At 72.9% G+C, this 23,473-nt stretch carries 18 protein-coding genes and 1 pseudogene; 14 read left to right on the top strand and 5 right to left on the bottom strand.

Annotated elements, in window-relative coordinates:
* Positions 1 to 9 precede the first annotated feature (9 nt).
* A complete protein-coding gene (gene typA, locus ACLQ2U_RS05425; protein WP_425749422.1) occupies positions 10 to 1,878 on the bottom strand; it encodes a translational GTPase TypA in 1,869 nt (622 codons plus the stop codon).
* Between the two features lie 133 nt (positions 1,879 to 2,011).
* Here typA and ACLQ2U_RS05420 point away from each other — a divergent pair, with 133 nt between their 5' ends.
* The 7 genes from ACLQ2U_RS05420 to ACLQ2U_RS05390 all read left to right on the top strand — a co-directional run bounded on the left by ACLQ2U_RS05420 (position 2,012) and on the right by ACLQ2U_RS05390 (position 10,027).
* Positions 2,012 to 3,427: a DedA family protein gene (locus ACLQ2U_RS05420; RefSeq protein WP_425749421.1), complete on the top strand. Its 1,416-nt coding sequence runs from the start codon at positions 2,012 to 2,014 to the stop codon at positions 3,425 to 3,427.
* A gap of 33 nt (positions 3,428 to 3,460) precedes the next feature.
* A complete protein-coding gene (locus ACLQ2U_RS05415) occupies positions 3,461 to 4,348 on the top strand; it encodes a transglycosylase SLT domain-containing protein (protein ID WP_425749420.1) in 888 nt (295 codons plus the stop codon).
* Positions 4,349 to 4,477: 129 nt separating this feature from the next.
* Positions 4,478 to 5,953: an alkaline phosphatase PhoX gene (locus ACLQ2U_RS05410; protein ID WP_425749419.1), complete on the top strand. Its 1,476-nt coding sequence runs from the start codon at positions 4,478 to 4,480 to the stop codon at positions 5,951 to 5,953.
* A gap of 197 nt (positions 5,954 to 6,150) precedes the next feature.
* Positions 6,151 to 7,830 carry a CocE/NonD family hydrolase gene (locus ACLQ2U_RS05405; protein ID WP_425749418.1) on the top strand — a complete coding sequence of 560 codons (1,680 nt, stop codon included), beginning with the start codon at positions 6,151 to 6,153 and terminating at the stop codon, positions 7,828 to 7,830.
* A complete protein-coding gene (locus ACLQ2U_RS05400; protein WP_425749417.1) occupies positions 7,827 to 7,985 on the top strand; it encodes a hypothetical protein in 159 nt (52 codons plus the stop codon). The genes ACLQ2U_RS05405 and ACLQ2U_RS05400 overlap by 4 nt, the downstream gene beginning before the upstream one ends.
* Before the next feature lie 39 nt (positions 7,986 to 8,024).
* Positions 8,025 to 8,600, top strand: a complete 576-nt coding sequence (locus ACLQ2U_RS05395) for a helix-turn-helix domain-containing protein (RefSeq protein WP_425749416.1) — start codon at positions 8,025 to 8,027, stop codon at positions 8,598 to 8,600.
* Complete coding sequence (locus ACLQ2U_RS05390; protein ID WP_425749415.1) at positions 8,597 to 10,027, top strand: MFS transporter; 1,431 nt, start codon at positions 8,597 to 8,599, stop codon at positions 10,025 to 10,027. Before ACLQ2U_RS05395 ends, ACLQ2U_RS05390 begins: the two co-directional genes overlap by 4 nt.
* Before the next feature lie 88 nt (positions 10,028 to 10,115).
* Here ACLQ2U_RS05390 and ACLQ2U_RS05385 read toward each other — a convergent pair whose 3' ends face one another.
* Complete coding sequence (locus ACLQ2U_RS05385; protein WP_161690055.1) at positions 10,116 to 10,319, bottom strand: cold-shock protein; 204 nt, start codon at positions 10,317 to 10,319, stop codon at positions 10,116 to 10,118.
* Positions 10,320 to 10,525: 206 nt separating this feature from the next.
* Between ACLQ2U_RS05385 and ACLQ2U_RS05380 the strand changes: the two genes are divergently transcribed.
* The gene (locus tag ACLQ2U_RS05380) at positions 10,526 to 11,209 is read left to right on the top strand and encodes a class I SAM-dependent methyltransferase (RefSeq protein ID WP_425749414.1); all 684 of its coding nucleotides are present in this window, start codon (positions 10,526 to 10,528) and stop codon (positions 11,207 to 11,209) included.
* Positions 11,210 to 11,310: 101 nt separating this feature from the next.
* A pseudogene (locus ACLQ2U_RS05375) lies at positions 11,311 to 11,904 on the top strand (DedA family protein); the annotation flags it as partial.
* 202 nt (positions 11,905 to 12,106) lie between these two features.
* On the opposite strand, the gene ACLQ2U_RS05370 reads toward ACLQ2U_RS05375, so the two are convergent.
* Positions 12,107 to 12,760 carry an MBL fold metallo-hydrolase gene (locus tag ACLQ2U_RS05370; RefSeq protein WP_425749413.1) on the bottom strand — a complete coding sequence of 218 codons (654 nt, stop codon included), beginning with the start codon at positions 12,758 to 12,760 and terminating at the stop codon, positions 12,107 to 12,109.
* A gap of 8 nt (positions 12,761 to 12,768) precedes the next feature.
* A complete protein-coding gene (locus ACLQ2U_RS05365) occupies positions 12,769 to 13,485 on the bottom strand; it encodes a maleylpyruvate isomerase family mycothiol-dependent enzyme (RefSeq protein ID WP_425749412.1) in 717 nt (238 codons plus the stop codon).
* Between the two features lie 181 nt (positions 13,486 to 13,666).
* Here ACLQ2U_RS05365 and rsgA point away from each other — a divergent pair, with 181 nt between their 5' ends.
* From rsgA to uvrC, 5 genes are all read left to right on the top strand, one after another.
* Positions 13,667 to 14,746: a ribosome small subunit-dependent GTPase A gene (rsgA, locus tag ACLQ2U_RS05360; protein WP_425749411.1), complete on the top strand. Its 1,080-nt coding sequence runs from the start codon at positions 13,667 to 13,669 to the stop codon at positions 14,744 to 14,746.
* A gap of 195 nt (positions 14,747 to 14,941) precedes the next feature.
* Positions 14,942 to 17,890, top strand: a complete 2,949-nt coding sequence (uvrA, locus tag ACLQ2U_RS05355; RefSeq protein ID WP_425749410.1) for an excinuclease ABC subunit UvrA — start codon at positions 14,942 to 14,944, stop codon at positions 17,888 to 17,890.
* A gap of 133 nt (positions 17,891 to 18,023) precedes the next feature.
* Positions 18,024 to 18,452, top strand: a complete 429-nt coding sequence (locus tag ACLQ2U_RS05350) for a Rieske (2Fe-2S) protein (protein ID WP_425749409.1) — start codon at positions 18,024 to 18,026, stop codon at positions 18,450 to 18,452.
* 466 nt (positions 18,453 to 18,918) lie between these two features.
* Complete coding sequence (locus ACLQ2U_RS05345; protein ID WP_425749408.1) at positions 18,919 to 19,404, top strand: Rieske (2Fe-2S) protein; 486 nt, start codon at positions 18,919 to 18,921, stop codon at positions 19,402 to 19,404.
* A 138-nt stretch (positions 19,405 to 19,542) separates the two neighbouring features.
* Complete coding sequence (gene uvrC, locus ACLQ2U_RS05340) at positions 19,543 to 21,486, top strand: excinuclease ABC subunit UvrC (RefSeq protein WP_425749407.1); 1,944 nt, start codon at positions 19,543 to 19,545, stop codon at positions 21,484 to 21,486.
* A 77-nt stretch (positions 21,487 to 21,563) separates the two neighbouring features.
* Here uvrC and recQ read toward each other — a convergent pair whose 3' ends face one another.
* Positions 21,564 to 23,408 carry a DNA helicase RecQ gene (recQ, locus tag ACLQ2U_RS05335; protein ID WP_425749406.1) on the bottom strand — a complete coding sequence of 615 codons (1,845 nt, stop codon included), beginning with the start codon at positions 23,406 to 23,408 and terminating at the stop codon, positions 21,564 to 21,566.
* Positions 23,409 to 23,473: the final 65 nt, after the last annotated feature.

Genomic DNA, 23,473 nt, shown 5'->3' with positions numbered 1-23,473 from the left:
GGGTACGGGTCAGCCGGCGTGCTTGCGGCGGGCGGCGGCCCGGCCCCGCGTGGTCTGGTCCAGCACCACCTTGCGGATGCGCACCGCGGCCGGGGTGACCTCGACGCACTCGTCCTCGCGGCAGAACTCCAGCGCCTGCTCCAGGGAGAGCTTGCGCGGCGGGATCAGCTTCTCGGTCTCGTCGGAGGTCGACGCCCGCATGTTGGTGAGCTTCTTCTCCTTGGTGATGTTGACGTCCATGTCGTCGGAGCGGGAGTTCTCCCCGACGATCATGCCCTCGTACACCTCGGTGGTCGGCTCGACGAAGAGCTGGCCGCGCTCCTGCAGGTTGATCATCGCGAACGAGGTGACCGCGCCGGCCCGGTCGGCGACCAGCGAGCCGTTCTGCCGGGTCCGCAGCTCGCCGAACCACGGCTCGTACGACTCGAAGACGTGGTGCAGGATGCCGGTGCCCCGGGTGTCGGTGAGGAACTCGGTGCGGAAGCCGATCAGGCCGCGCGCCGGGACCAGCCACTCCATCCGGATCCAGCCGGTGCCGTGGTTGACCAGCTGCTCCATCCGGCCCTTGCGGGTCGCCAGCAGCTGGGTGATCGCGCCCAGGTACTCCTCGGGGGCGTCGATGGTGAGCCGCTCCACCGGCTCGCAGGTCTTGCCGTCGATCTCCCGGGTGACCACCTGCGGCTTGCCGACGGTCAGCTCGTAGCCCTCCCGGCGCATCTGCTCGACCAGGATGGCCAGCGCCAGCTCGCCACGACCCTGCACCTCCCAGGCGTCCGGCCGCTCGGTCGGCAGGATCCGCAGCGAGACGTTGCCGACCAGCTCCTTGTCGAGCCGGTCCTTGACCATCCGGGCGGTGACCTTGGCGCCCTTGACCCGGCCGACCAGCGGTGAGGTGTTGGTGCCGATGGTCATCGAGATCGCCGGCTCGTCGACGGTGATCAGCGGCAGCGGCTGCGGGTTCTCCGCGTCGGCCAGGGTCTCACCGATCATGATCTCCGGGATGCCGGCGACCGCGATGATGTCGCCCGGGCCGGCCGAGTCGGCCGACTTGCGCTCCAGGCCCTCGGTCATCAGCAGCTCGGAGATGCGCACCCGCTGGGTGCTGCCGTCGGTGCGGCACCAGGCCACGGTCGCGCCCTTGCGGATGGTGCCCTGGCGGACCCGGCACAGCGCGAGGCGGCCGAGGAACGGCGAGGCGTCGAGGTTGGTGACGTGCGCCTGCAGCGGCGCGCCCTCGTCGTACGCGGGCGGCGGGATGGTGTCGAGCAGGGTGCGGAACAGCGGCTCGAGCGAGGTGCTGTCGTTCGGCACCGAGCCGTTGGCGGGCTCGGTGAGCGAGGCGATGCCGTCGCGGGCGCAGGCGTAGACGATTGGGAAGTCGATCTGCTCCTCGTCGGCGTCCAGGTCGAGGAAGAGCTCGTAGGTGTCGTCCACGACCTCCTTGATCCGGGCGTCCGGCCGGTCCACCTTGTTGATCACCAAGATGATCGGCAGTCGGGCCTTGAGGGCCTTGCGCAGCACGAACCGGGTCTGCGGCAGCGGGCCCTCGCTGGCATCGACCAGCAGGATCACTCCGTCGACCATGGTCAGGCCCCGCTCGACCTCGCCGCCGAAGTCGGCGTGGCCGGGAGTGTCGATGATGTTGATGGTGACCGGGTCGGACCCGTCCGCCGGCAGGTAGTGCACGCCGGTGTTCTTGGCCAGGATGGTGATGCCCTTTTCCCGCTCCAGGTCCCCCGAGTCCATCACCCGCTCGGTCGTCTCGCCGCGGGCGCCGTAGGCGCCGGCCTGCCGCAACATGGCGTCGACCAGGGTCGTTTTGCCGTGGTCGACGTGGGCGATGATGGCGACGTTGCGGAGGTCGGTGCGAAGCTGCATACCCTCCATACTCCTGTCTACGGTTGCCGGGCACGCGTCGGGGTTACCCCCAGATGGCCCGGATCTCTGCCGAAACTGCTGTTCCGACCGTTCCAGCGGCTGGCATGCTGGCCCCCGTGTTGCTGGTGGCCGAATGCATGACCTGCTGACCTCGCTGCAGGGCCTGCCGTCCCTGCTGATCTATGTGATCGCCGCGACAATCGTCGCGGGGGAGACCGCGGTGATCTTCGGTCTGCTGGTGCCGGGCGAGGCGACCCTGCTGCTGGTCGGCTTCTTAGCGTACGCGGGGACGCTGCGGATTATTCCGGCGCTGCTGGTGATGACGGGTGCTGCCGTGATAGGCGACACACTCGCGTTCCGCTCCGGCCGTCGGTACGGGCCCCGGCTGCGCGCCGGCGGCTTCGGCGCGCGGGTCGGCCCCGAGCGGTGGGGCCGGGCGGACGCGATGCTCGGCCGGCTCGGCGGTCGCGGCGTGTTCGCCGCCCGCTGGGTCGCCTTCGCCCGCACCCTGGTACCCCGGCTGGCCGGGGCGTCCGGCATGCCGTACCGCCGGTTCGCGCCGTGGAACTTCGGCGGGGTGGCGACCTGGGTGGGCGGTTCGGTGCTGGTCGGGTTCCTGGCCGGCGAGTCGTACGAGACGGTCTCCCGGCTGCTCGGCCGGGCCACCGGGGCGGCCCTGGTGCTGCTGGTCTGCCTGGTCGCCATCGTGCTGACCGGCCGGTGGCTGGGGCGCAACCCGGACCCGGCGCGGGCCCTGCTGTCCCGGGCCGCGGCGCTGCCGCCGGTGCGTTGGCTCAGCGCCCGCTACGGGGTGCTCTTCTTCCTGCTCGCCATGCGCATCGGGCCGGCCTGGACGCTGCTGCTCAACCTGGTCGCCGGGCTGGCGCTGCTCTTCGCCGTGGGGTTCGCCATGGCCTGGCTGCTGGAGGCGGTGGTCCGGCAGAGCGGCCTGGCCGTGGTGGACGACGCCATCGCGCAGTGGTTCGCCGCCCGGCGTACCCCGGGGGCGGTCGACGCCACCCTCGCGGCCGTCTCGGTGCTGCGCGGGTCGTTCCTGATCGTGCTGGTCGCGGTGGTCGCCGCCGTGCTCGCCTGGCGCACCCGGCCGTGGCGCGCGGACCTGCTCAGCGTGGTCGGCACGGTGGGGGCGTTCCTGCCGCTGGTGGTGCTGGCCGTGGTCGCCGACCTGACCGGACCCGGTGAGGCCGCTGTCCTGTTTCCGACGCAGAACGCGGTGGTGACCGCGAGCCTCTGCACCCTCGCCTGGCTGCTCTCCCGGGGCGCGCGGTGGCCGGTGGCCGTGGCGGTCTGGACCGCCGCCGCGGCGGGCGTCGTGGGCACCGGTGGCGCCCGGCTCTATCTGGGGTTGAGCACGGCCAGCGGCACGGCCACCTCGGTGCTGCTCGGCGTGCTCTGGACCGTGGTGTTCATGGTGGCCTGGGCCACCCGGGACCGGGCGGTCGGCGAGGGCGCGGGGCCGCCCGCGTCGACCACGGCCGGTGCCGACGCCGGGTCGCAGGGGCCCCGGAGCGCTATCGATCCTTGCTAGGGTGCCGGCGGGTGATCACGGGGGAGGATCGGGATGCGTCGACGCATGTGCCGGGTGGGCGCGGCGGTGATCGCCGGGCTGCTGCTGGCGACGACGGTGACGGCCTGCGCGCGCGAGGACGTCCGGCCCCGGGAGGTGGCCGCCCCGGTTGCGCTCCCCACCGACGAGCCGACGGAGGAGCCGACGGAGGAGCCGGCGGTCGAGCCGACTGTGGAGCCGACGGCGAAGCAGGCGATGGGAGCAGCGCCCAGCCCATCGGCGAGCGCCCGGCCCAGGCCGACCGTCACGCGGGCGGGTGCGCCCCGGCCCACGGTCAAGCCGCCTACCGAGACCAAGGCTCCGCCGCCGCCGAAGCCGCCGGTGAGCGGCTGTAAGCCCAGCTACAAGGGCACCGCAGCCACGCGTGCGGAGGTGAAGTCGGCGCTGACCGACGCGGCGGCGAAGACCTACTGGCCGTCCTCGGCACCGGAGATCAAGGTTCCGCTGAACCTGGTCAAGGCGACCGCCTGGCAGGAGAGCGGCTGGCAGTCCAACATCATCGCCTGTGACACCGGCATCGGGCTGATGCAGGTTCAGCCGCCGACCGCGGATTACGTCAACTGGCGGTTCGAGAAGGACTACGACGTCTACGACCACCGGGACAACGCCATCCTGGGCGCGAACTACCTCGCCTGGCTGACCAAGAAGATTGGCGACTCACACTTCGCCTCGGACTATCGCCTCGACTCGGGTCTGTGCACCGATGAGCTGACGTCCTGCCTGCTCAACGCCGTCATCGCGGCCTACAACGTCGGCCCCGGCAAGGTGGCGCCGGACTGCCCCGACGACCGCCCCTGCGACAACCCCCTGACGATCCCGAACAGCCAGTACGTATACAACGTGCGGGCCCTGATGACCGAGTGCGTCTGCCTGGACTACTGACCCGCGTTCTTCTGGCTCGACTGTCGACCCGCGGAGAGGTTGCCAACGCGGTGACCGGGTGACGAGGATCTCCTGTGGATCGGTCCCCGGCCCCGACGAACGGGGCCCCGGCGACAAAGGAGTCCCCCGATGCCTGATCTCAACCGCCGCGCCGTGCTGCGCGGCGCCGCCGCCGCGGCCGGCGGCGCCGTCCTCGGTGGCCCGTTCCTCGGGTTCGTGGCGCGTGGCGAGGCCGGCGCGGTCGGCCGGCGTCCGGCACCCGACCCGGTTCTCGGGCCGGTGCCGGACCTGCGCGACGGCAAGGTCCGCCTGCACCTGCCCGAGGGCTTCCAGTACCGCTCGTTCCACGACACCGAGTTCCCGGTGGTGCTTGACGACGGCACCGCGCTGCCCGGTCGGCATGACGGCATGGGCGCTTTCCGCGGCCGCGGCGACACGGTGCGGCTGGTCCGCAACCACGAGGTTGCCGGCCCCGGTTCCGCCTTCGGCGACGCCTCCGCCGCGTACGACCCGATGGCGAAGGGCGGCACCACCAGCATCGAGGTCACCCGGTACGGCGAGGTGCGGCGGGCCTGGACCAGCCTCAACGGCACGATGATGAACTGCTCCGGCGGTCAGATGCCCTGGGGCAGTTGGATCAGCTGCGAGGAGACGGTCAACGGGCCCGACGTCAAGCCGGACTTCACCGGCGTCTCCAACGTGCCGCTCACCCAGCCGCACGGCTTGATCTTCGAGGTGCCCGTGGACGGGCAGTCCGACCGGACGCCGATCACCGCCGCCGGCCGGTTCTGCCACGAATCGGTGGCGTACGACCCGAAGGGCGGGCACCTGTACCTCACCGAGGACAACTTCGGCTTCGCCTCCGGCTTCTACCGGTACACGCCGCCGGCCGACCCCATGACGTGCGGCCGGCTGGCCGACGGCGGCCGGTTGCAGATGCTCGCAGTGCGGGGCCGGCGCAACGTTGACCTGGCCGCGGCGCAGCCGCCGGGCGCCACGTATCCGGTGGAGTGGGTGGACATCGACGACCCCGCGCCCCAGTTCCCGTACACCCCGGGCGTGGAGGCGCCCACCCTCCAGGACGTGGCGCTGACCTACGTCGCGCGGCAGGGCTGGCTGCAGGGTGCCGCCTACTTCGCGCGACTGGAGGGCGCCGCGTACGACAAGGGGGTCGTCTACTTCACCGCCACCCAGGGGGGTGGTCCGGCGGAGACGTCGACCGGGCCGATCGGCGACGGCTACGGCAACGGGTCCGGACAGGTGTGGGCGTACGACTGCCGGTCGGAGACGCTGCGACTGGTGTACGAGTCGCCTGGCAAGTCCACGTTGGACTTCCCGGACAACGTGACGACCAGCCCGCGGGGCACTCTCGTGGTCTGTGAGGACAACTCGGTGGACAACTACATCCGCGGCCTGACCCCGCGGGGCGAGTTGTTCGACATCGCCCTGAACCGGCTGGCCAGCCGCACCGGCGCGGACCGGTCCAACGACGAGTTCGCCGGATCGACGTTCAGCCCGGGCGGACACACCCTGTTCGTCAACATTCAGGCGACCGCTGGCATGACGTTCGCCATCTGGGGCAACTGGGCCCGGATCGGGATCTGAGCCGAAGGTGTCGCGGGTGGGGATTTTCCCCCCACCCGCCGTGCCGGGCTCCGCCGAGGCTCCAGTCCGCCGTCACCCGCTCCGGCTCGGATGGGGCGGCACCGTCCTGGCGACGGACGTCCTCCCGCCGCTCGGCCGGCGCGCGGACGAGATATGACGGCCGGGTTCAGCGACGACGAGGTGGGGGTGGTGCACGCGTGCTCGACCGGCTGGCGACCCGGCTCGCCACCGTCGTGCTGCGGTTGCCCGCCCCGCGTACCCGGCGGGTGTCCCTCACCCGGGACATCCCGGTACGGGTCCGCGACGGCGTGCCGCTGCGCACCGACCACTACGCCCCCGACCTGCCCGGCGCGCCGACCGTGCTGATCCGCACCCCGTACGGGCGCGGTGGCCCGATGCGGCTGCTCGGCCGGCTCGCCGCCGAACGGGGCTTCCACGTGGTGATCCAGTCCTGCCGGGGCACCTACGGTTCGGGCGGGTCCTTCGCCCCGCTGGTGCACGAGCGCGACGACGGGCTGGACACCGTCGACTGGCTGCGCCGGCAGCCGTGGTTCTCCGGCGCGTTCGGCATGTTCGGCGCCAGCTACCAGGGCTTCGTCCAGTGGGCGGTGGCCGCCGAGGCGGGGGAGGAGCTGCGGGCGCTGGTGGCCGTGGTGACCGCCTCGGCGACCCGCGACTCCACCTACGCCGGTGAGTCCTTCGCGCTGGACACGGTCCTGACCTGGGCGGAGCTGCTCCAGGCGCAGACCGTGCCCTGGCTGGCCCGGCAGTGGGAGCTCAAGCGGGGGCAGCCCCGGCTGGCCGCCGCGCTGGCCCACCTGCCGTTGGTCGAGGCGGATCGGATCGCCACCGGGGTGAGCGTCCCGTTCTTCCAGGAGTGGCTGCGGCACCACACCCCGGACGCCGACTACTGGCGGGCGCGGGTCTTCGGCGACCGGATCGCCGACGTGCGGGCCCCGGTGGCGATGGTCAGCGGGTGGCACGACATCTTCCTCCCCGCCCAGCTCGATGACTACGCCGCCCTGCGCGCCGCTGGCGGCCGTCCACGGCTGACCGTCGGGCCGTGGACCCACGGCAGCTCGGGGCTCTTCGTCGCGGCGCTGCGGGACGGTCTCGACTGGCTCGACGCGCACCTGGCCGGCCGCCCGACGTCCCGGACGGCCCCGGTACGGGTCCACGTCGGCGGTGACGGGGGCGGGTGGCGGGATCTGCCCGACTGGCCGCCGCCGGCCACACCCACCGCCTGGTACCTGCACCCCGGTGGGGAATTGGCGACCGCCGCGCCGGTCCCGTCGCCGCCGGACGGGATCTGGTACGACCCGGCCGACCCGACCCCGTCGCTCGGCGGCCCCCTGCTCGTCGCCCAGCGGGCCGGGCCGGTGGACAACCGGCCGGTGGAGGCCCGCGCCGACGTGCTGACGTACACCAGCGCGCCGCTGCGCGCGCCGGTCGAGGTGATCGGCCCGGTCAGCGCCGAGGTGCACGTCCGCAGCGAACTGTCGTATCTGGACGTCTTTGTTCGGCTTTGCGACGTGGACCATCGCGGTCGCTCGTGGAACGTCTGCGACGGGCTGGTCCGGGTCGCGCCCGGTCGCTTCCCGACCGACGCCGCCGGGGTCGTCCGGGTGCCGGTGGTCCTCTGGCCCACCGCGCACCGTTTCGCGGCCGGCCACCGGCTGCGGGTGCAGCTCTCCGGCGGCGCCCACCCCCGGTACGCGCGCAATCCGGGAACCGGCGAGCCGCTCGGTACCGCGGTGACGCTCCGCGCAGGACGGCGGGAGATCCTGCACGACCCCGGGTACCCGTCCGCGGTCCGTCTGCCGGTGGCGTCCGATCCCGATTCACCGCTCCTTCCCAGCTCGAAGAAGGCCGGTTGACCTGGGCTTTTTCTCAATTGCCGCTGACCTTGCTGCTCGCCATGGCCCAGGCGTATCCCGCCCTGGCCGCGGCGATCCCGCCCACCATCGCCGAGCAGGTCGCCGAGGAACTCGCCGCCCGACCGGCCACTTCGGCAACCATCGTTGCGCAATAGCCGTTGCGCAACGGTGGTTGCGCATGCGACGGTGTCGGCATGGACGGATCCCAGGTACGCCAGATCACCGACTCCCGGGTGCTGGCCGCGATGTCGCACCCGCTGCGTCGGCGGCTGATGGACGTGCTCAAGGTCGACGGCCCGTCGACGGTCAGCATGCTCGCCGAGCGCACCGGCCAGGCGCCCGCGAACGTCAGCCACCACATGAAGGTCCTCGGCGCCTGCGACCTGGTGGCGGAGGCGCCCGAGCTGGCCCGGGACCGCCGGGAGCGGTGGTGGCGGCTGGTCACCCGCGGCCTGCGGTGGTCGAACGCCGACTTCGACGCCGACCCGGCCGCCCGGGCCGTCGCCGACGCCGTCACCTCGCTCAACCTGGACCGGCACGTCGCCCTCGCCCGGGCCTGGCACGCCGCCGACGAGTCGGCGCGTGCGGCCTGGGGGGAGGGGCCGTTCTCCACCGACAAGTGGCTGCGCCTCACCCCTGAGGAACTGGCCGAGCTCGATCGCGAGGTGATCGACCTGCTGGCCCGCTGGGCGGACCGGGAGGTGCCGGACGACGGGCGCGAGCGCGAGCCCGTGTTCCTGTTCGCCTACGGCGTCCCCGCCCAGCCGTGAACCGGCCGCCCACCCCACCGGCCACCCTCGACACGACCGGGCAACGGGATGTCGCCCGCGCTCCGGGGCCGGCCGGGGACCCGGATGCCGCCTGCGCCAGGGCACGGGCCGCCGCCTCGGACGCGGCCGACGCCCCGGCATCGGCCGGGGGAGCACCGACGCAGACCACCCCGGTGCCGCCGCGGCGCCGCGGTGGACTCCTCCGGCACCGGGACTTCCGGCTGCTCTGGTCCGGGCAGACCGTCAGCAGCATCGGCAGCAACGTCACGGCGGTGGCGCTGCCCCTGGTCGCGGTGGCCGTCCTCGACGCGAGCACCTTCCAGGTCGCTATGCTCACCGCCGCGGCGTGGCTGCCCTGGCTGGTCATCGGCCTGCCGGTCGGGGCATGGGTGGACCGGCTGCCGCGCCGGCCGGTGATGGTCGCCTGCGACCTGGTGTCGATGCTGCTCTTCCTCAGCGTCCCGGTCGCCGCGGCGTTCGGCCGGCTCACCGTCGCCCACCTGCTGTGCGTGGCGCTCGGGGCGGGATTCGCCCGGGTCGTCTTCGAGACCGCCGACCAGGTCTATCTGCCCACCCTGCTGCGGCCGGAGGAGGTGCCGGAGGGCAACGCCAAGCTCCAGGCCACCCACACCGCGAGCTACGTCCTCGGCCCGGGGATCGCCGGGCTCGTCGCGCAGGCCGTCGGCGCGGTGACCGCCCTGCTGCTCGACGCGGTCAGCTTCCTGGTCTCGGCGCTCTGCCTGCTGCGCATCCGGACCGTCGAGAAGCGTCCGATGCGAACCGGCGGGTCGTCGTCGCTGCGCCGGGAGATCGCCGACGGGATCCGGTTCGTCGGCCGTGACCCGTACCTGCGGGTGATGACGCTCTACGGGGCTGCCAGCAACATCGGACTCATCGGCTACCAGGCGATCCTGGTGGTCTTCCTGGTCCGGTCCGTCGGCCTGTCGGCCGGCCTGGTCGGCGTGCTGATCGGCCTGATGAGCCTCGGTGGCATCCTCGGCGCGGTGGTGGCCACCACGGCCGCACGCCGGTTCGGCACGGCGCGGGCGATGCTGCTGGCCGGGCTGGTCACCGGCCCGTCCGCGCTGCTCATTCCGCTGGCCGGGCGGGGCGCGGGGCTGCTCTGGCCGGTCCTCGGGGGAGTCCTGGTCAGCTTCGGCGTGGCGATCGGCAACGTGACGAAGGGCAGCTTCCGGCAGACGTACACCCCGCACCGGCTGCTCGGGCGGGTGACGGTGAGCATGCAGATGCTCAACTACGGAACGATCCCGCTGGCCGCCATGCTGGCCGGGGCGCTCGGCGCCGCGTACGGGCCGGAGCCGGCCATCTGGACGATGACCGGCTGGCTGACGTTCACCCCGCTGATCCTGCTGGTCGGACCGATCCGGCGGCGGCGGGACCTGCCCGTCGCAGCCGAGGCCGGATGAGGGCGGGGCCCGGAGCAGTCGCCGTGGTGGCGGCCGACAGGTGCGCTGCGGCGGCGGCCGGGGACCGGCCGCCGCCACCGGCACGGAGCTAGATCGGGCGGACGTTGTCCGCCTGCGGACCCTTCTGCCCCTGGGTCACGTCGAACTCGACCTTCTGGCCCTCATTCAGTTCCCGGTAACCGCTCGACGCGATGGCCGAGTAGTGGACGAAGACGTCCGGACCTCCGCCGTCCTGCTCGATGAAGCCGAAGCCCTTTTCCGAGTTGAACCACTTAACCGTGCCGGTTGCCATGCATCTCTCCTACTGTTCAAAGCGGGTGAGCACCGACCCTCGGCCGATGATCGCCCTGTACCTCCCCGACAGTAACCGGCCGGAGGCCGATTTGCTGGCCGAAGTGCCACAGGTGTTGCGCCAAACATGTCGAAGCCCCGGGAAACTCGCCGCGCGGCAACGCGAATGTCGGGCGGCTGTCGGCCGGCTGGGGCATGCTTGCCCCGATGACGGGACCCGCAGCCGCCGCGCTGACCGAGCTGGAACGCGAGATCATCGCGCCCGGCGGGGGGCTGGACCGGCTGCACCTGGTCCAGACCCCGTTCGTGCCCGAGGTGCGGCTGCACCTCGCCGAGGACCCGATCGTCCTGTGGGCCCGCATGGAGGCGGGGGCCGGCCGGTCCCTGCCGCCGCCGTACTGGGCGTCCGCCTGGGCCGGTGGGCAGGCGCTCGCCCGTCACCTGCTCGACCATCCGGAGTTGGCGGCCGGCCGACGGGTGCTCGACCTGGCCACCGGCTCCGGACTGGTGGCGATCGCCGCCGCCCTGGCCGGCGCGGCACGGGTGGTCGCCAACGACATCGACCCGTACGCGGTGGCCGCCGTCACCGTCAACGCGGGGGCCAACGGCGTCGTCGTCGAGCCCAGCGGCGACGACCTGCTCGACCGCGACGGCGTCGGTGCGGACCTGGTGCTGGCCGGCGACGTCTTCTACAGCCGGGAGATGGCCGACCGGATGCTGCCGTTCCTCCAGCGGGCCGTGGCCGGCGGCGTCGACGTGCTCGTCGGCGACCCCGGCCGGGAACACCTGCCCGAGGACCAGCTGGAGGTGGTCGCCAGCTATCCGGTGCCGACCACGGAGCCGTCCGTGGACTCGCCGGTGCGCCGGGTGCAGCTGCTCCGACCGAGATGACCGGCGACCCGGGTCAGGGTCCTACCCCGAGCCGGGATCAGGGGGCGGTGGGGGATCGGACCTGATGTCCACACCGGTCGGCCGGCCATAGCGTACGGAGCATGGCGGATTGGTTGACCCAGGTCGGAGAGCTTCCCACCACCCTGCTGATGGGGGTGCTCGGCGTGGTCATGCTCCTCGACGCCGTACCGCTGCTCGGGGTGCTGGTCCCCGGTGACGTGGCGGTCCTGGCCGCGGTGGGGGTGGGCGGTCCGACCACCGGCCTGGCCACCTTCGCCACCGTGGTGGCCGGCTGCCTCACCGGGTGGTCGCTGAGCTTCCTCGCCGGGCGCCGGTACGGGGACCGGCTACGGCACAGCCGGATCGGCGCGTGGATCGGCGAGGCGCGCTGGGCGGCGGCGGAGGGGATCCTGCGGCGCGGGGGCGGCCGGATGGTGCTGGTCGCGCCCTTCCTGCCGGTGTTCAACGCGCTGCTGCCGCTGGCGGCGGGCGGCCTGCGGATGTCGTACCGGCGGTTCCTCGGCTGCGCGACAGTGGGCGCGGCGGCATGGGCCGGCCTCTACCTCGCGCTGGGCACCGCGTCCCGGTCGCTGGCCGGGCTGCTGCCCGGGGAGCCCAGCCCGATGCTGGTCACCATGGCGGTCGGCCTGGCGCTGGCCGGCATGGTGCTGATGGGCACCCGGCGCCGGCTGGTCGGGGCGCACGCCGCCGTGAGGGGCGGACGGGTCCCGCCCGGGTCGTCAGGCCTGCTGGCAGGCCCGGGCAGGACCCGTCGAGGCCAGCGGATCGGTCCCGGTGGCGGGTTGGCGCCGCTCGTCGTCGGCCTGGCCGCGCGCCGGCCGGAGACGAGCAGCAGGGGGGCTCGACCGTCCGACGTGGACGCGAGCTCGGATCGGCTCACCAGCCGCGGGCGCGCCACTGCGGCAGCGACGGGCGTTCCGCGCCGAGCGTGCTGTCCCTGCCGTGGCCGGGGTAGAACCAGGTCTGGTCCGGCAGCCGGTCGAAGATCTTCTGCTCCACGTCGTCGATCAGCGCGGCGAAGCGCTCCGGGTCCTTGTCCGTGTTCCCGACCCCGCCCGGGAAGAGACTGTCGCCGGTGAACAGGTGCGGCGTGCCGGCCGGGTCGCGGTAGAGCAGCGCGATCGAGCCCGGCGTGTGCCCCTTGATGTGGATGACCTCCAGCGCGCAGTCGCCCACCGGCACGGTGTCGCCGTCGGCGAGCGTCTCCGCCTCGATCGGCAGTCCGGACGCGTCCTCGGCGTGCACCAGCGCGCGGGCGCCGGTCTTGGCCACCACCTCCTCCAGCGCCACCCAGTGGTCCATGTGCCGGTGGGTGGTGACCACGGCGGACAGGCCGCCGTCGCCGACCAGCTCCAGCAGCCGGGGCGCCTCGTTCGCGGCGTCGATCAGTACCTGCTCGCCGGTCGCGGTGCAGCGCAGCAGGTAGGCGTTGTTGTCCATCGGCCCGACCGACAGCTTGGTGACGGCGAGCCGGTCCAGCTCCCGGACGGCGGGCTCGCCGCCGGGGGTGACTTCTCCGGTGTAGCTCATGACGGTGTCTATATCCATTCCGGTGGGGTCGGCAGGTGACCGTCCGGGGTGACGGTCAGCACGTCGCCGCGACTGCGGCCGATCAACCAGGCGGCCAGCTCGGCGGCGGGGCCGGTGACCCTCGGCGCGCCCTCGGGATCGCCGATCACCAGCTCGTGCCGGGTGCCGTCGAAGCGCAGCACCATCGCCGGCACGTCCGTGCGGCCGGCGAGGTCGGCGGCCACCTCGTGCAGCAGGCGGTGCCCGAACGCCTCCGGCCAGTCTTCGGGCCGGTGCCCGGCGGCCAGGTCGACGTGGTGCACCTCGACCTCGCGCAGCCGGCCCCAGACCAGCTCGGCCGCGACCCGGGAGCCGCGCGGGGTCTCCACGGTGGCCGTCCAGGCCTCGGCGGGCATCGCGGCGACCGCCTCGACGAACCGGTCCGCGGCGCGGCGCAGGTCGTCCAGGTGGGCGGCGAGGGGTCGGCTGGCGCCGGCCTCGATGTCGGCGGACCTGGCGGCGGCGCTGGCGTACATCGGGACCTGCTCGCCGGTCCGGGCGGCGGTGAGCAGGTTGACGAAGCCGTCGGCGTTGCGGGCCAGGTGGGTCAGGACGTGGCCGCGGGTCCAGCCCGGCAGCAGGGAGGCCGCGGCGAGCTCCGCCGCGTCGAAACCGCCTGCGGTACGCACGAGTCGGGCCGTGGCGTCGTCCACCTCGCCGGTCAGCAGAAGCGGATCCGTGGTCACGCCCCGACCCTAGCGGTCCGGGGCCGCCGCGTCGCCGGGGAAATAACTTTCGGCGCGTCGGCGCGTCCCCTTACCGTCGGCGTCGAACGCGGCACCGGAGGTCGGACGGGGGTGGTGGCAGTGCCGGTCGTGGCAGCACGCGTGTTCCGTCACACCCAGCTTCGACACCGATGAGGATGACATGACCATCGATCTGACCGCCCTCGGCCTCGACGCCGAGCGGGCGGCGTACGTGCGGCGGCGCCCTGACCGCCGGCCGGGCCGGGTGGCCCGGGTCGACCGCGGGGTCTGCACCGTGCTCTGCGCGGACGGTCCGGTCCGCGCCAGCCTGGGCCCGGCGGTGCTGGCCGCCGCCGCCCGCGACCTCGCCGCGCTGCCCTGCGCCGGTGACTGGGTGCTGCTGGCCAGCTGGCCGGACGGGCCGGTCACCGTCGACACCGTGCTGCCCCGGCGCACCGCGCTGGTCCGGCGGACCGCCGGCAAGGACGCCAGCGGGCAGGTGCTCGCCGCCAACCTCGACGCCGCCGCGGTCGTCGAGCCGGTGCACCCCGAACCGGACGTCGCCCGGATCGAGCGGCTGCTCTCGCTGGCCCACGAGTCCGGGGCCCGGCCGCTCGTCGTGCTCACCAAGGTCGACCTGGCCGCCGACCCGGCCGCGGTCGCCCGGCAGCTCGCCGCGGCGGCGCCCGGGGTGCCGGTGCTGCCGGTCAGTGCCGAGCGGGGCACCGGCCTGGACCCGTTGCGGCCGTACGTCGCCCCGGGGCGGACGCTCGGGCTGCTCGGGCCCTCCGGCGCGGGCAAGTCGAGCCTGGTCAACGCGCTCGCCGGCGCGGCCGTCATGCCCACGCAGGCGATCCGCCGGGTGGACGGCAAGGGCCGGCACACCACCACCTGGCGGGCGCTGGTCCCGGTGCCCGGCGGTGGCGCGGTGCTGGACACCCCGGGGGTACGGGCGGTCGGCCTGCTGGACGGCTCGGCCGGGCTGGACCGGGCGTTCGCCGACATCGCCGAGCTGGCCACCGGCTGCCGGTACGCCGACTGTGCGCACGAGGCCGAGCCGGCCTGCGCGGTGCGGGAGGCGCTGGAGACCGGGGAGCTGCCCGCGCGGCGTTGGGAGAGTTGGCGCCGGTTGCGGCGGGAGGTCGCCTTCGAGACCCGGCGGCGGGAGACCCGGCTGGCCGCCGAACGGCGGGGCAGCTGGCGGTCCGCCCGACGGCGGGCGGCGCGCCCGAAGCCGCCGGCGTCGCCGGGCGGATTCTGAACCGGACGGCGGGGCGCGCCGGCCGTGGCACGGCCGGCGTGACCGGGCTGAGCTGGGGGAATGTGCGGGCGCGGAATGTTGTCGTACCTCGGGGCTAGGCTTGCCCAGGCGTCACTTCTGCGCCCGCAAAACCGCTCAGACCTCGCTCGGAGCGGACAGATCCGCCCCATCTTCTTCCCCGGGAGTACACGGACCGTGGCCGACCGACTGATCATCCGTGGCGCGCGCGAGCACAACCTGCGTGACGTCAGTCTCGACCTGCCCCGGGACGCCCTGATCGTCTTCACCGGGCTCTCCGGATCGGGCAAGTCGAGCCTGGCCTTCGACACCATCTTCGCCGAGGGTCAGCGGCGCTACGTCGAGTCGCTGTCGTCGTACGCCCGGCAGTTCCTCGGCCAGATGGACAAGCCCGACGTCGACTTCATCGAGGGGCTCAGCCCCGCGGTCTCCATCGACCAGAAGTCCACCTCGCGCAACCCGCGCTCGACCGTCGGCACCATCACCGAGGTCTACGACTACCTCCGGCTGCTCTTCGCCCGCATCGGCGAGCCGCACTGCCCGGTCTGCGGCGAGCGGATCTCCAAGCAGAGCCCGCAGCAGATCGTCGACCGGGTCCTCGCCATGGCCGAGGGCACCCGGTTCATGGTGCTCGCGCCGGTGGTCCGGGGACGCAAGGGGGAGTACGTCGACCTCTTCGCCGAGCTCCAGGCCAAGGGCTACGCCCGGGCCCGGATCGACGGCGTGGTGCACCCGCTGACCGAGCCGCCGAAGCTCAAGAAGCAGGAGAAGCACACCATCGAGGTGGTGATCGACCGGCTCAGCGTCAAGCCCAGCGCCAAGCAGCGGCTGACCGACTCGGTCGAGGCGGCGCTCGGGCTCTCCGGCGGCCTGGTGCTGCTCGACTTCGTCGACCTGGCCGAGGACGACCCGCACCGGGAGCGCCGCTACTCCGAGCACCTGGCCTGCCCCAACGACCACCCCCTGGCGATCGAGGACCTGGAGCCCCGGGTCTTCTCCTTCAACGCGCCGTACGGCGCCTGCCCGGAGTGCACCGGCCTGGGCACCAAGAAGGAGGTCGACGCCGAGCTGATCGTCCCCGACCCCGAGCGCAGCCTGCGCGAGGGCGCGATCCAGCCCTGGGCCACCGGGCACAACCTGGAATACTTCCTGCGCCTGCTGGAGGCGCTCGGCGAGAGCCAGCACTTCGACATCGACACGCCGTGGCGGGCGTTGCCGTCCCGGGCGCAGAAGACGATCCTGCACGGCTCCGACGACCAGGTGCACGTGCGCTACCGCAACAAGTACGGCCGCGAGCGCTCCTACTACACCGGCTTCGAGGGCGTGGTGCAGTGGATCGAGCGGCGGCACTCCGACACCGAGTCGGAGTGGTCGCGGGACAAGTACGAGGGCTACATGCGGGACGTGCCCTGCGGGGCCTGCGGCGGCACCCGGCTCAAGCCGGAGGTGCTCGCGGTCACCCTGGCCGGCAGGAGCATCGCCGAGGTCTGCAACCTGTCGGTGGGCGAGGCGGCCGAGCTGCTCGCCGGCATCGAGCTGACCGACCGGCAGAAGATGATCGCCGAGCGGGTGCTCAAGGAGATCAACGCCCGGCTGACGTTCCTGCTCGACGTCGGTCTGGACTACCTCTCCCTGGACCGCGCGGCCGGCACCCTCTCCGGCGGCGAGGCGCAGCGCATCCGGCTGGCCACCCAGATCGGCTCCGGCCTGGTCGGCGTGCTCTATGTGCTGGACGAGCCGTCGATCGGCCTGCACCAGCGGGACAACCACCGCCTGATCGAGACCCTGATCCGGTTGCGCGGGCTGGGCAACACGCTGATCGTGGTCGAGCACGACGAGGACACCATCCGTACCGCGGACTGGATCGTCGACATCGGCCCGGGCGCGGGCGAGCACGGCGGCAAGATCGTGCACAGCGGCTCGGTGCCGGCGCTGCTGGACAACCCCGAGTCGGTCACCGGGGCGTACCTGTCCGGGCGCAAGTCGATCCCGACGCCGAAGCAGCGTCGCCCGCAGACCCCGGACCGGGAGCTGGTGGTGCACGGGGCGCGCGAGCACAACCTGCGCAACCTCACCGTCTCCTTCCCGCTCGGCCAGCTGATCGCGGTCACCGGGGTCAGCGGCTCCGGCAAGTCGACGCTGGTCAACGACATCCTGTACGCGGTGCTGGCCAACCAGATCAACGGCGCCCGGCTGGTCCCCGGGCGGCACACCCGGGTCACCGGCCTGGAGCACGTCGACAAGGTCGTCGGCGTCGACCAGTCGCCGATCGGGCGGACGCCGCGGTCCAACCCGGCCACCTACACCGGGGTCTGGGACCACGTCCGCAAGCTCTTCGCCGAGACCACCGAGGCCAAGGTCCGGGGGTACGGCCCGGGCCGGTTCTCCTTCAACGTCAAGGGCGGCCGCTGCGAGGCCTGCTCCGGTGACGGCACCATCAAGATCGAGATGAACTTCCTCCCGGACGTCTACGTCCCCTGCGAGGTCTGCAAGGGCGCCCGCTACAACCGGGAGACCCTCGAGGTGCACTACAAGGGCAGGACCGTCTCCGACGTGCTGGAGATGCCGATCGAGGAGGCGGCCGAGTTCTTCTCCGCCATCCCCGCCATCCACCGGCACCTCAAGACGCTGGTCGACGTCGGCCTCGGCTACGTCCGGCTCGGCCAGCCCGCGCCGACGCTCTCCGGCGGTGAGGCGCAGCGGGTCAAGCTCGCCTCCGAGCTGCAGAAGCGGTCCACCGGGCGGACGGTCTACGTGCTCGACGAGCCCACCACCGGCCTGCACTTCGAGGACATCCGCAAGCTGCTGATGGTGCTGGAGGGCCTGGTCGACAAGGGCAACACGGTGATCACCATCGAGCACAACCTCGACGTGATCAAGACCGCCGACTGGCTGATCGACATGGGTCCGGAGGGCGGCCACCGGGGCGGCGCGGTGCTGGCCACCGGCACCCCCGAGGAGGTCGCCGAGGTGGCCGAGAGCCACACCGGCGAGTTCCTCCGCCAGGTGCTCAAGCTCGACGGCGAGGCGAAGGGGGCCAGGGCGGCCACCACCCGGGCGGCCAAGGCCAACGGCGCCGGGGCCACGAAGCCGCGTACCCGGAAGGTGCCGGCCGGGGCACGCTGACCTCCTCGCGACCCCGATGGGGTTCCCGGCCGGCCAAAGTCCGCAAACCGGGTGAACCGTCTGCCACGGTGGTCTCTGTGCGTAGGAACGTGACCGTGGCTCATGACGGGCGCGGCGGCAGGGAGGGCGAGGTATGAGCGACGATCAGGTGACCACCGGGCTGGGTACGTCGAGCCGTCGGGCCCTGCTCACCGGTGCGGGCGCGGTTGGCGCGGCGGTGGTCCTGGCCGCCTGCGGCGACGACTCCGGCGACGAGGCCACCGCCGAGGGGGGCGGCCAGCCCCTGGCCAAGACCACGGACATCCCGGTCGGCGGCGGCAAGATCTTCGCCGACCAGAAGGTGGTGGTAACGCAGCCGAATCCGGGCCAGTTCAAGGCCTTCAGCGCGATCTGCACCCACCAGGACTGCACCGTTTCGCGCATCGAGGGCGGCGTCATCGTCTGCCTCTGCCATGACAGCAGGTTCTCCATCGCCGACGGCTCGGTCAAGAAGCCCCCGGCCAAGAGGCCACTCCCGGCCAAGGAGATCAAGGTCACCGGCGACCAGATCTCCCTGGCCTGACCCGCGCCGTCCGGTTCCGGCCCCCGTCCGTCTCGTTCCGGCCTGCGCCCCGCCCGGCCAGAGCCCACCCCGACCAGCGCCCACCCCACCGCCCGGCTGGTGCTCGGGCGCCGGGCCGTTGGCGCCGGGCGGCGGGTCCGCCTCCGCTGGTCGGGTAACAGTGATCAAGCGTGTCAAGGGACGTCGTGGGTGTCCGCTCGAGCCGACACCCACGACGTCCCGCGAGCTCTTCGCCGCCATCCCGGCCATCCACCGGCACCTCAAGACGCTGGTCGACGTCGGCCTCGGCTACGTCCGGCTCGGCTTGCCCGCGCCGACCCGCCGTACGTCGGGCGGCACGGACGGGCGGACCGCCGGTCCGGTATCCCCGCCCTGACGCGCCAGTATGAACCGTGCGGCACAGTGGCCCGTGTCGACAAATGTGGCCGCAGATCCCGACGGGCGGCAGCCGAGAGAAAGGCCGGACATGAGTGACGATCACGTGCTGAGCGGGCCGGGCAACCAGACACGCCGCGCCCTGCTCGCGGGCGCGGGGGCGGTGGGCGCGGCGCTGGTGCTTTCCGCCTGCGGCGGCGGTGACGACTCCGGGGGCACGACGTCCGCGCCGACCAGCGGCGGCCCGGGCGCGACCGCCGGGGACGCAGAGGGTGGCGACCGGCAGGGTGCGGCATCCATCGCCAGGACCGCGGACATCCCGGTCGGCGGGGGCGTCATCTACGCCGCCCAGGGCGTGGTGATCACCCAGCCGAGACCGGGGGAGTTCAAGGGCTTCAGCCCGATCTGCACCCACCAGAACTGCCCGGTGTCGAACATCGACGGCGGCACGATCAACTGCACCTGCCACGGCAGCAGGTTCTCGATCACCGACGGTTCGGTCAAGCAGGGCCCGGCGACGAAGCCCCTGCCCGCCAAGGAGATCAAGGTGCAGGGCGACCACATCTCCCTCGCCTGACGCCCCCGACATTGTCGATCATGAAGCTGGCGGCAGTGGAGGAGATCCAGAGCGCCGGCAACTTCATGATCGACGATGACGGGGGGTGGGGCGTGGCGGGCGGGGGAGGGTGTCGGGGGAGCGGATTAGGCTTGGTGGGTGGCTGACCCCTCGACCTACCGTCCCGCGCCCGGCACCATCCCGGAGCAGCCGGGGGTCTACCGCTTCCGCGACGGCACCGGTCGGGTGATCTACGTCGGCAAGGCGAAGAACCTGCGCAGCCGGCTCAGCTCCTACTTTGCCGACCTGTGGGGGCTGCACCAGCGCACCCAGCAGATGGTCACCACCGCCGAGTCGGTCGACTGGGTCACCGTCGGCACCGAGGTCGAGGCGCTCCAGCTCGAATACACCTGGATCAAGCAGTACGACCCCCGGTTCAACGTCCGCTACCGCGACGACAAGTCCTACCCCTACCTGGCGGTCACCCTCGACGAGGAATACCCGCGGTTGCAGGTGATGCGCGGCGCCAAGCGCAAGGGGGTGCGCTACTTCGGGCCGTACTCGCACGCCTGGGCGATCCGCGAGACGCTCGACCTGCTGCTGCGGGTCTTCCCGGCGCGCACCTGCTCCTCCGGGGTGTTCAAGCGGGCCGGTCAGGTCGGCCGCCCCTGCCTGCTGGGCTACATCGGCAAGTGCTCCGCGCCCTGCGTGGGCAGCGTCTCCGCCGAGCAGCACCGGGAGATCGTCAACGGCTTCTGCGACTTCATGGGCGGCCGCACCGACACCATGGTCCGCCGGCTCGAACGGGAGATGACCGAGGCCAGCGAGCAGTTGGAGTTCGAGCGGGCGGCCCGGCTCCGCGACGACATCGCCGCCCTGCGCCGGGCGATGGAGAAGCAGACCGTGGTGCTCGGCGACGGCACCGACGCCGACGTGGTGGCGTTCGCCGACGACCCCCTCGAGGCCGCGGTGCAGGTCTTCCACGTCCGCGACGGCCGGGTCCGCGGCCAGCGCGGCTGGGTGGTGGAAAAGACCGAGGAGCTGAGTACCGGCGACCTGGTGCACCACTTCTGCACCCAGGTCTACGGCGGCGAGCAGGGCGAGGCCGACGTCCCCCGCGAGCTGCTGGTCCCCGAGCTGCCGGCCGACGCCGGCGCCCTCGCCGACTGGCTCTCCACCCACCGGGGCAGCCGGGTGTCGCTGCGGGTGCCGCAGCGCGGCGACAAGAAGTCGCTGCTGGAGACCGTCGAGCGCAACGCGAAGGACGCGCTGGCCCGGCACAAGCTCAAGCGGGGCAGCGACCTGACCACCCGCAGCAGGGCGCTCGACGAGATCAGCGACGCGCTCGGCATGCGCACCTCGCCGCTGCGCATCGAGTGCTTCGACGTCTCCCAGATCCAGGGCACCGACGTGGTGGCCAGCATGATCGTCTTCGAGGACGGGCTGCCGCGCAAGAGCGAATTCCGGCGGTTCATCGTCCGCGGCGCCACCGACGACCTCTCCGCCATGTCGGAGGTGCTGCGCCGGCGGTTCGCCCGCTACCTCGACGCCCGCGCCGAGACCGGGGAGCTCGGCGAGGAGACCGCCAGCGACCCGGACCGCCCCGGCATCGACCCCACCACCGGGCGGCCGCGCCGGTTCGCGTACCCGCCGCAGCTGGTGGTGGTCGACGGCGGCGCGCCGCAGGTGGCGGCGGCCGCGCAGGCCCTCGCCGAGCTGGGCATCGACGACGTGGCGCTCTGCGGCCTGGCCAAGCGGCTGGAGGAGGTCTGGCTCCCCGACGACGAGTTCCCGGTCATCCTGCCGCGCACCTCCGAGGGGCTCTACCTGCTCCAGCGGGTCCGCGACGAGGCGCACCGGTTCGCCATCACGTTCCACCGGCAGCGGCGCTCCAAGCGGATGACCGAGTCGGCGCTGGACAACGTCCCCGGGCTGGGGGAGGTGCGGCGCAAGGCGCTGCTGCGCCACTTCGGCTCGCTCAAGCGGCTCTCCGCCGCCACCGTCGAGGAGATCACCGAGGTGCCCGGGGTGGGGAAGCGGACCGCTGAGGCGATCCTGGCAGCCCTCGACGCCGACACCGTGAAGGCGGGCCCGGCCGACTGACCGTGCCACCGGCGACCGACCGGTGCCGGCCGCGACCGGGCGTAACGGCGGCGACCGCCGGTGCGTGGCGCCGGCGGTCAGGCCGCCTCGGCGAGGACGGTGAGGATCTGCTCGCCGTACTTGGCGAGCTTGTTCTCCCCGACGCCGTTGACCCGGGACAGGTCGGCCAGTGAGGCCGGGGCGTCCGTCGCGATCTGGCGGAGGGTGGCGTCGTGGAAGATCACGTACGCCGGGACGCCCTGCTCCTTGGCGGTCGCCGCCCGCCAGGCGCGCAGCCGGTCGAAGAGCGACGCGGCGGCCGGGTCGAGATCGGCGACCACGGTGGCCGCGCCGCGCGGCTTCGCCGACCGGGTGGACGCCGGCCGCTCCGGCTCCCGGCGCATGGTCACCGTGCGGCGGCGGCCCAGCACCTCCGCGCTGGCCTCGGTCAGCGCCAGCGTGCCGTAGTCGCCCTCGACCGCGAGCAGCCCCTCGGCCAGCAGTTGCCGGACCACCCCGCGCCACTCGGTCTCGCGCAGCTCGGCGCCGATGCCGAAGGTGGTCAGCGCGTCGTGGCCGTACTGGGTGATCTTGTCGGTCGTCCGGCCGAGCAGAATGTCGACGCAGTGCCCGGCGCCGAAGCGCTGGTTGCGCTCCCGGTCCAGCCGGAACACGGTGGAGAGCAGCTTCTGCGCGGCCACCGTGCCGTCCCAGGTCTCCGGCGGGGTCAGGCAGGTGTCGCAGTTGCCGCAGCCGGCCGCCCCGGGCTCGCCGAAGTAGTCGAGCAGCTGCGCCCGTCGGCAGCGGACCGTCTCGCAGAGGGCCAGCATCGCGTCCAGGTGGGTGGCGAGGTTGCGCCGGTGCGCGAGGTCCCCCTCCGAGGTCTCGATCATCTTTCGCTGCTGCACCACGTCCTGGAGCCCGTACGCGAGCCAGGCGGTCGACGGGAGCCCGTCCCGGCCGGCGCGCCCGGTCTCCTGGTAGTAGCCCTCCACCGACTTGGGCAGGTCGAGGTGGGCGACGAACCGGACGTCTGGTTTGTCGATGCCCATGCCGAAGGCGATGGTCGCCACCATGACCAGGCCGTCCTCGCGCAGGAACCGCCGCTGGTGGGTGGCGCGGGTGGCCGCGGCCAGGCCCGCGTGGTACGGCAGTGCGGCGATCCCGTTGGCGACCAGGAACTCGGCGGTCTTCTCCACCGAGGCGCGGGACAGGCAGTAGACGATCCCCGCGTCGCCCGGGTGCTCGTCGCGCAGCAGGCCGAGCAGCTGCTTGCGCGGCTCCCGCTTGGGCACGATCCGGTACTGGATGTTGGGCCGGTCGAAGCTGGCCACGAAGTGCCGGGCGTCGGTGAGCTTGAGCCGGGTGGCGATCTCGGCCCGGGTGGCGCTGGTGGCGGTGGCGGTCAGCGCGATCCGGGGCACCTCGGGCCAGCGTTCGTGCAGCATCGACAGAGCCAGGTAGTCGGGGCGGAAGTCGTGCCCCCACTGCGAGACGCAGTGCGCCTCGTCGATGGCGAACATCGCGATCCGGCCCCGGTCGAGCAGCCCGAGGGTGGCCCGGGAGCCGAGCGCCTCCGGGGCGAGGTAGAGCAGGTCGAGCTCGCCGGCGAGGAACGCCGCCTCGACCGTGCGACGGGCGTCGAGATCCTGGGTCGAGTTGAGGAAGCCGGCCCGGACGCCGACCGCGGTCAGCGCGTCGACCTGGTCCTGCATGAGCGCGATCAGCGGGGAGACCACCACCGCGACGCCGTCGCGGACCAGCGCCGGGATCTGGTAGCAGAGCGACTTGCCGCCGCCGGTGGGCATCAGCACCAGCGCGTCGCCGCCGGCCACCACGTGGTCGATGACCTCCCGCTGGGAGCCGCGGAAGGCGTCGTAGCCGAAGACCCGGCGCAGCACCCCGAGCGCGTCCTCGGTGCGGGTGTCGGTGGGGGAGGTCATCCGGGGAGTCTACGAGCCGACCCCGACACCCGGCCGCCGCCGACCCGTCAGGCCACGCCGCCGGC

The organism is Micromonospora sp. DT47, assembly GCF_049844475.1.
In the GTDB taxonomy this organism is placed as follows: Bacteria; Actinomycetota; Actinomycetes; order Mycobacteriales; family Micromonosporaceae; genus Micromonospora.
The sequence above is the reverse complement of the archived record's forward strand: the minus strand, read 5'-3'. Positions and strand labels throughout refer to the sequence as shown.

Bases quoted from the DNA above. Each gene is read 5' to 3' on its own strand.
- typA (WP_425749422.1), bottom strand. From the start codon at position 1,878: ATGCAGCTTCGCACCGACCTCCGCAACGTCGCCATCATCGCCCACGTC.
- ACLQ2U_RS05420 (WP_425749421.1), top strand. From the start codon at position 2,012: ATGCATGACCTGCTGACCTCGCTGCAGGGCCTGCCGTCCCTGCTGATC.
- ACLQ2U_RS05415 (WP_425749420.1), top strand. From the start codon at position 3,461: ATGCGTCGACGCATGTGCCGGGTGGGCGCGGCGGTGATCGCCGGGCTG.
- ACLQ2U_RS05410 (WP_425749419.1), top strand. From the start codon at position 4,478: ATGCCTGATCTCAACCGCCGCGCCGTGCTGCGCGGCGCCGCCGCCGCG.
- ACLQ2U_RS05395 (WP_425749416.1), top strand. From the start codon at position 8,025: ATGGACGGATCCCAGGTACGCCAGATCACCGACTCCCGGGTGCTGGCC.
- ACLQ2U_RS05385 (WP_161690055.1), bottom strand. From the start codon at position 10,319: ATGGCAACCGGCACGGTTAAGTGGTTCAACTCGGAAAAGGGCTTCGGC.
- ACLQ2U_RS05380 (WP_425749414.1), top strand. From the start codon at position 10,526: ATGACGGGACCCGCAGCCGCCGCGCTGACCGAGCTGGAACGCGAGATC.
- ACLQ2U_RS05370 (WP_425749413.1), bottom strand. From the start codon at position 12,760: ATGAGCTACACCGGAGAAGTCACCCCCGGCGGCGAGCCCGCCGTCCGG.
- rsgA (WP_425749411.1), top strand. From the start codon at position 13,667: ATGACCATCGATCTGACCGCCCTCGGCCTCGACGCCGAGCGGGCGGCG.
- ACLQ2U_RS05350 (WP_425749409.1), top strand. From the start codon at position 18,024: ATGAGCGACGATCAGGTGACCACCGGGCTGGGTACGTCGAGCCGTCGG.
- ACLQ2U_RS05345 (WP_425749408.1), top strand. From the start codon at position 18,919: ATGAGTGACGATCACGTGCTGAGCGGGCCGGGCAACCAGACACGCCGC.
- recQ (WP_425749406.1), bottom strand. From the start codon at position 23,408: ATGACCTCCCCCACCGACACCCGCACCGAGGACGCGCTCGGGGTGCTG.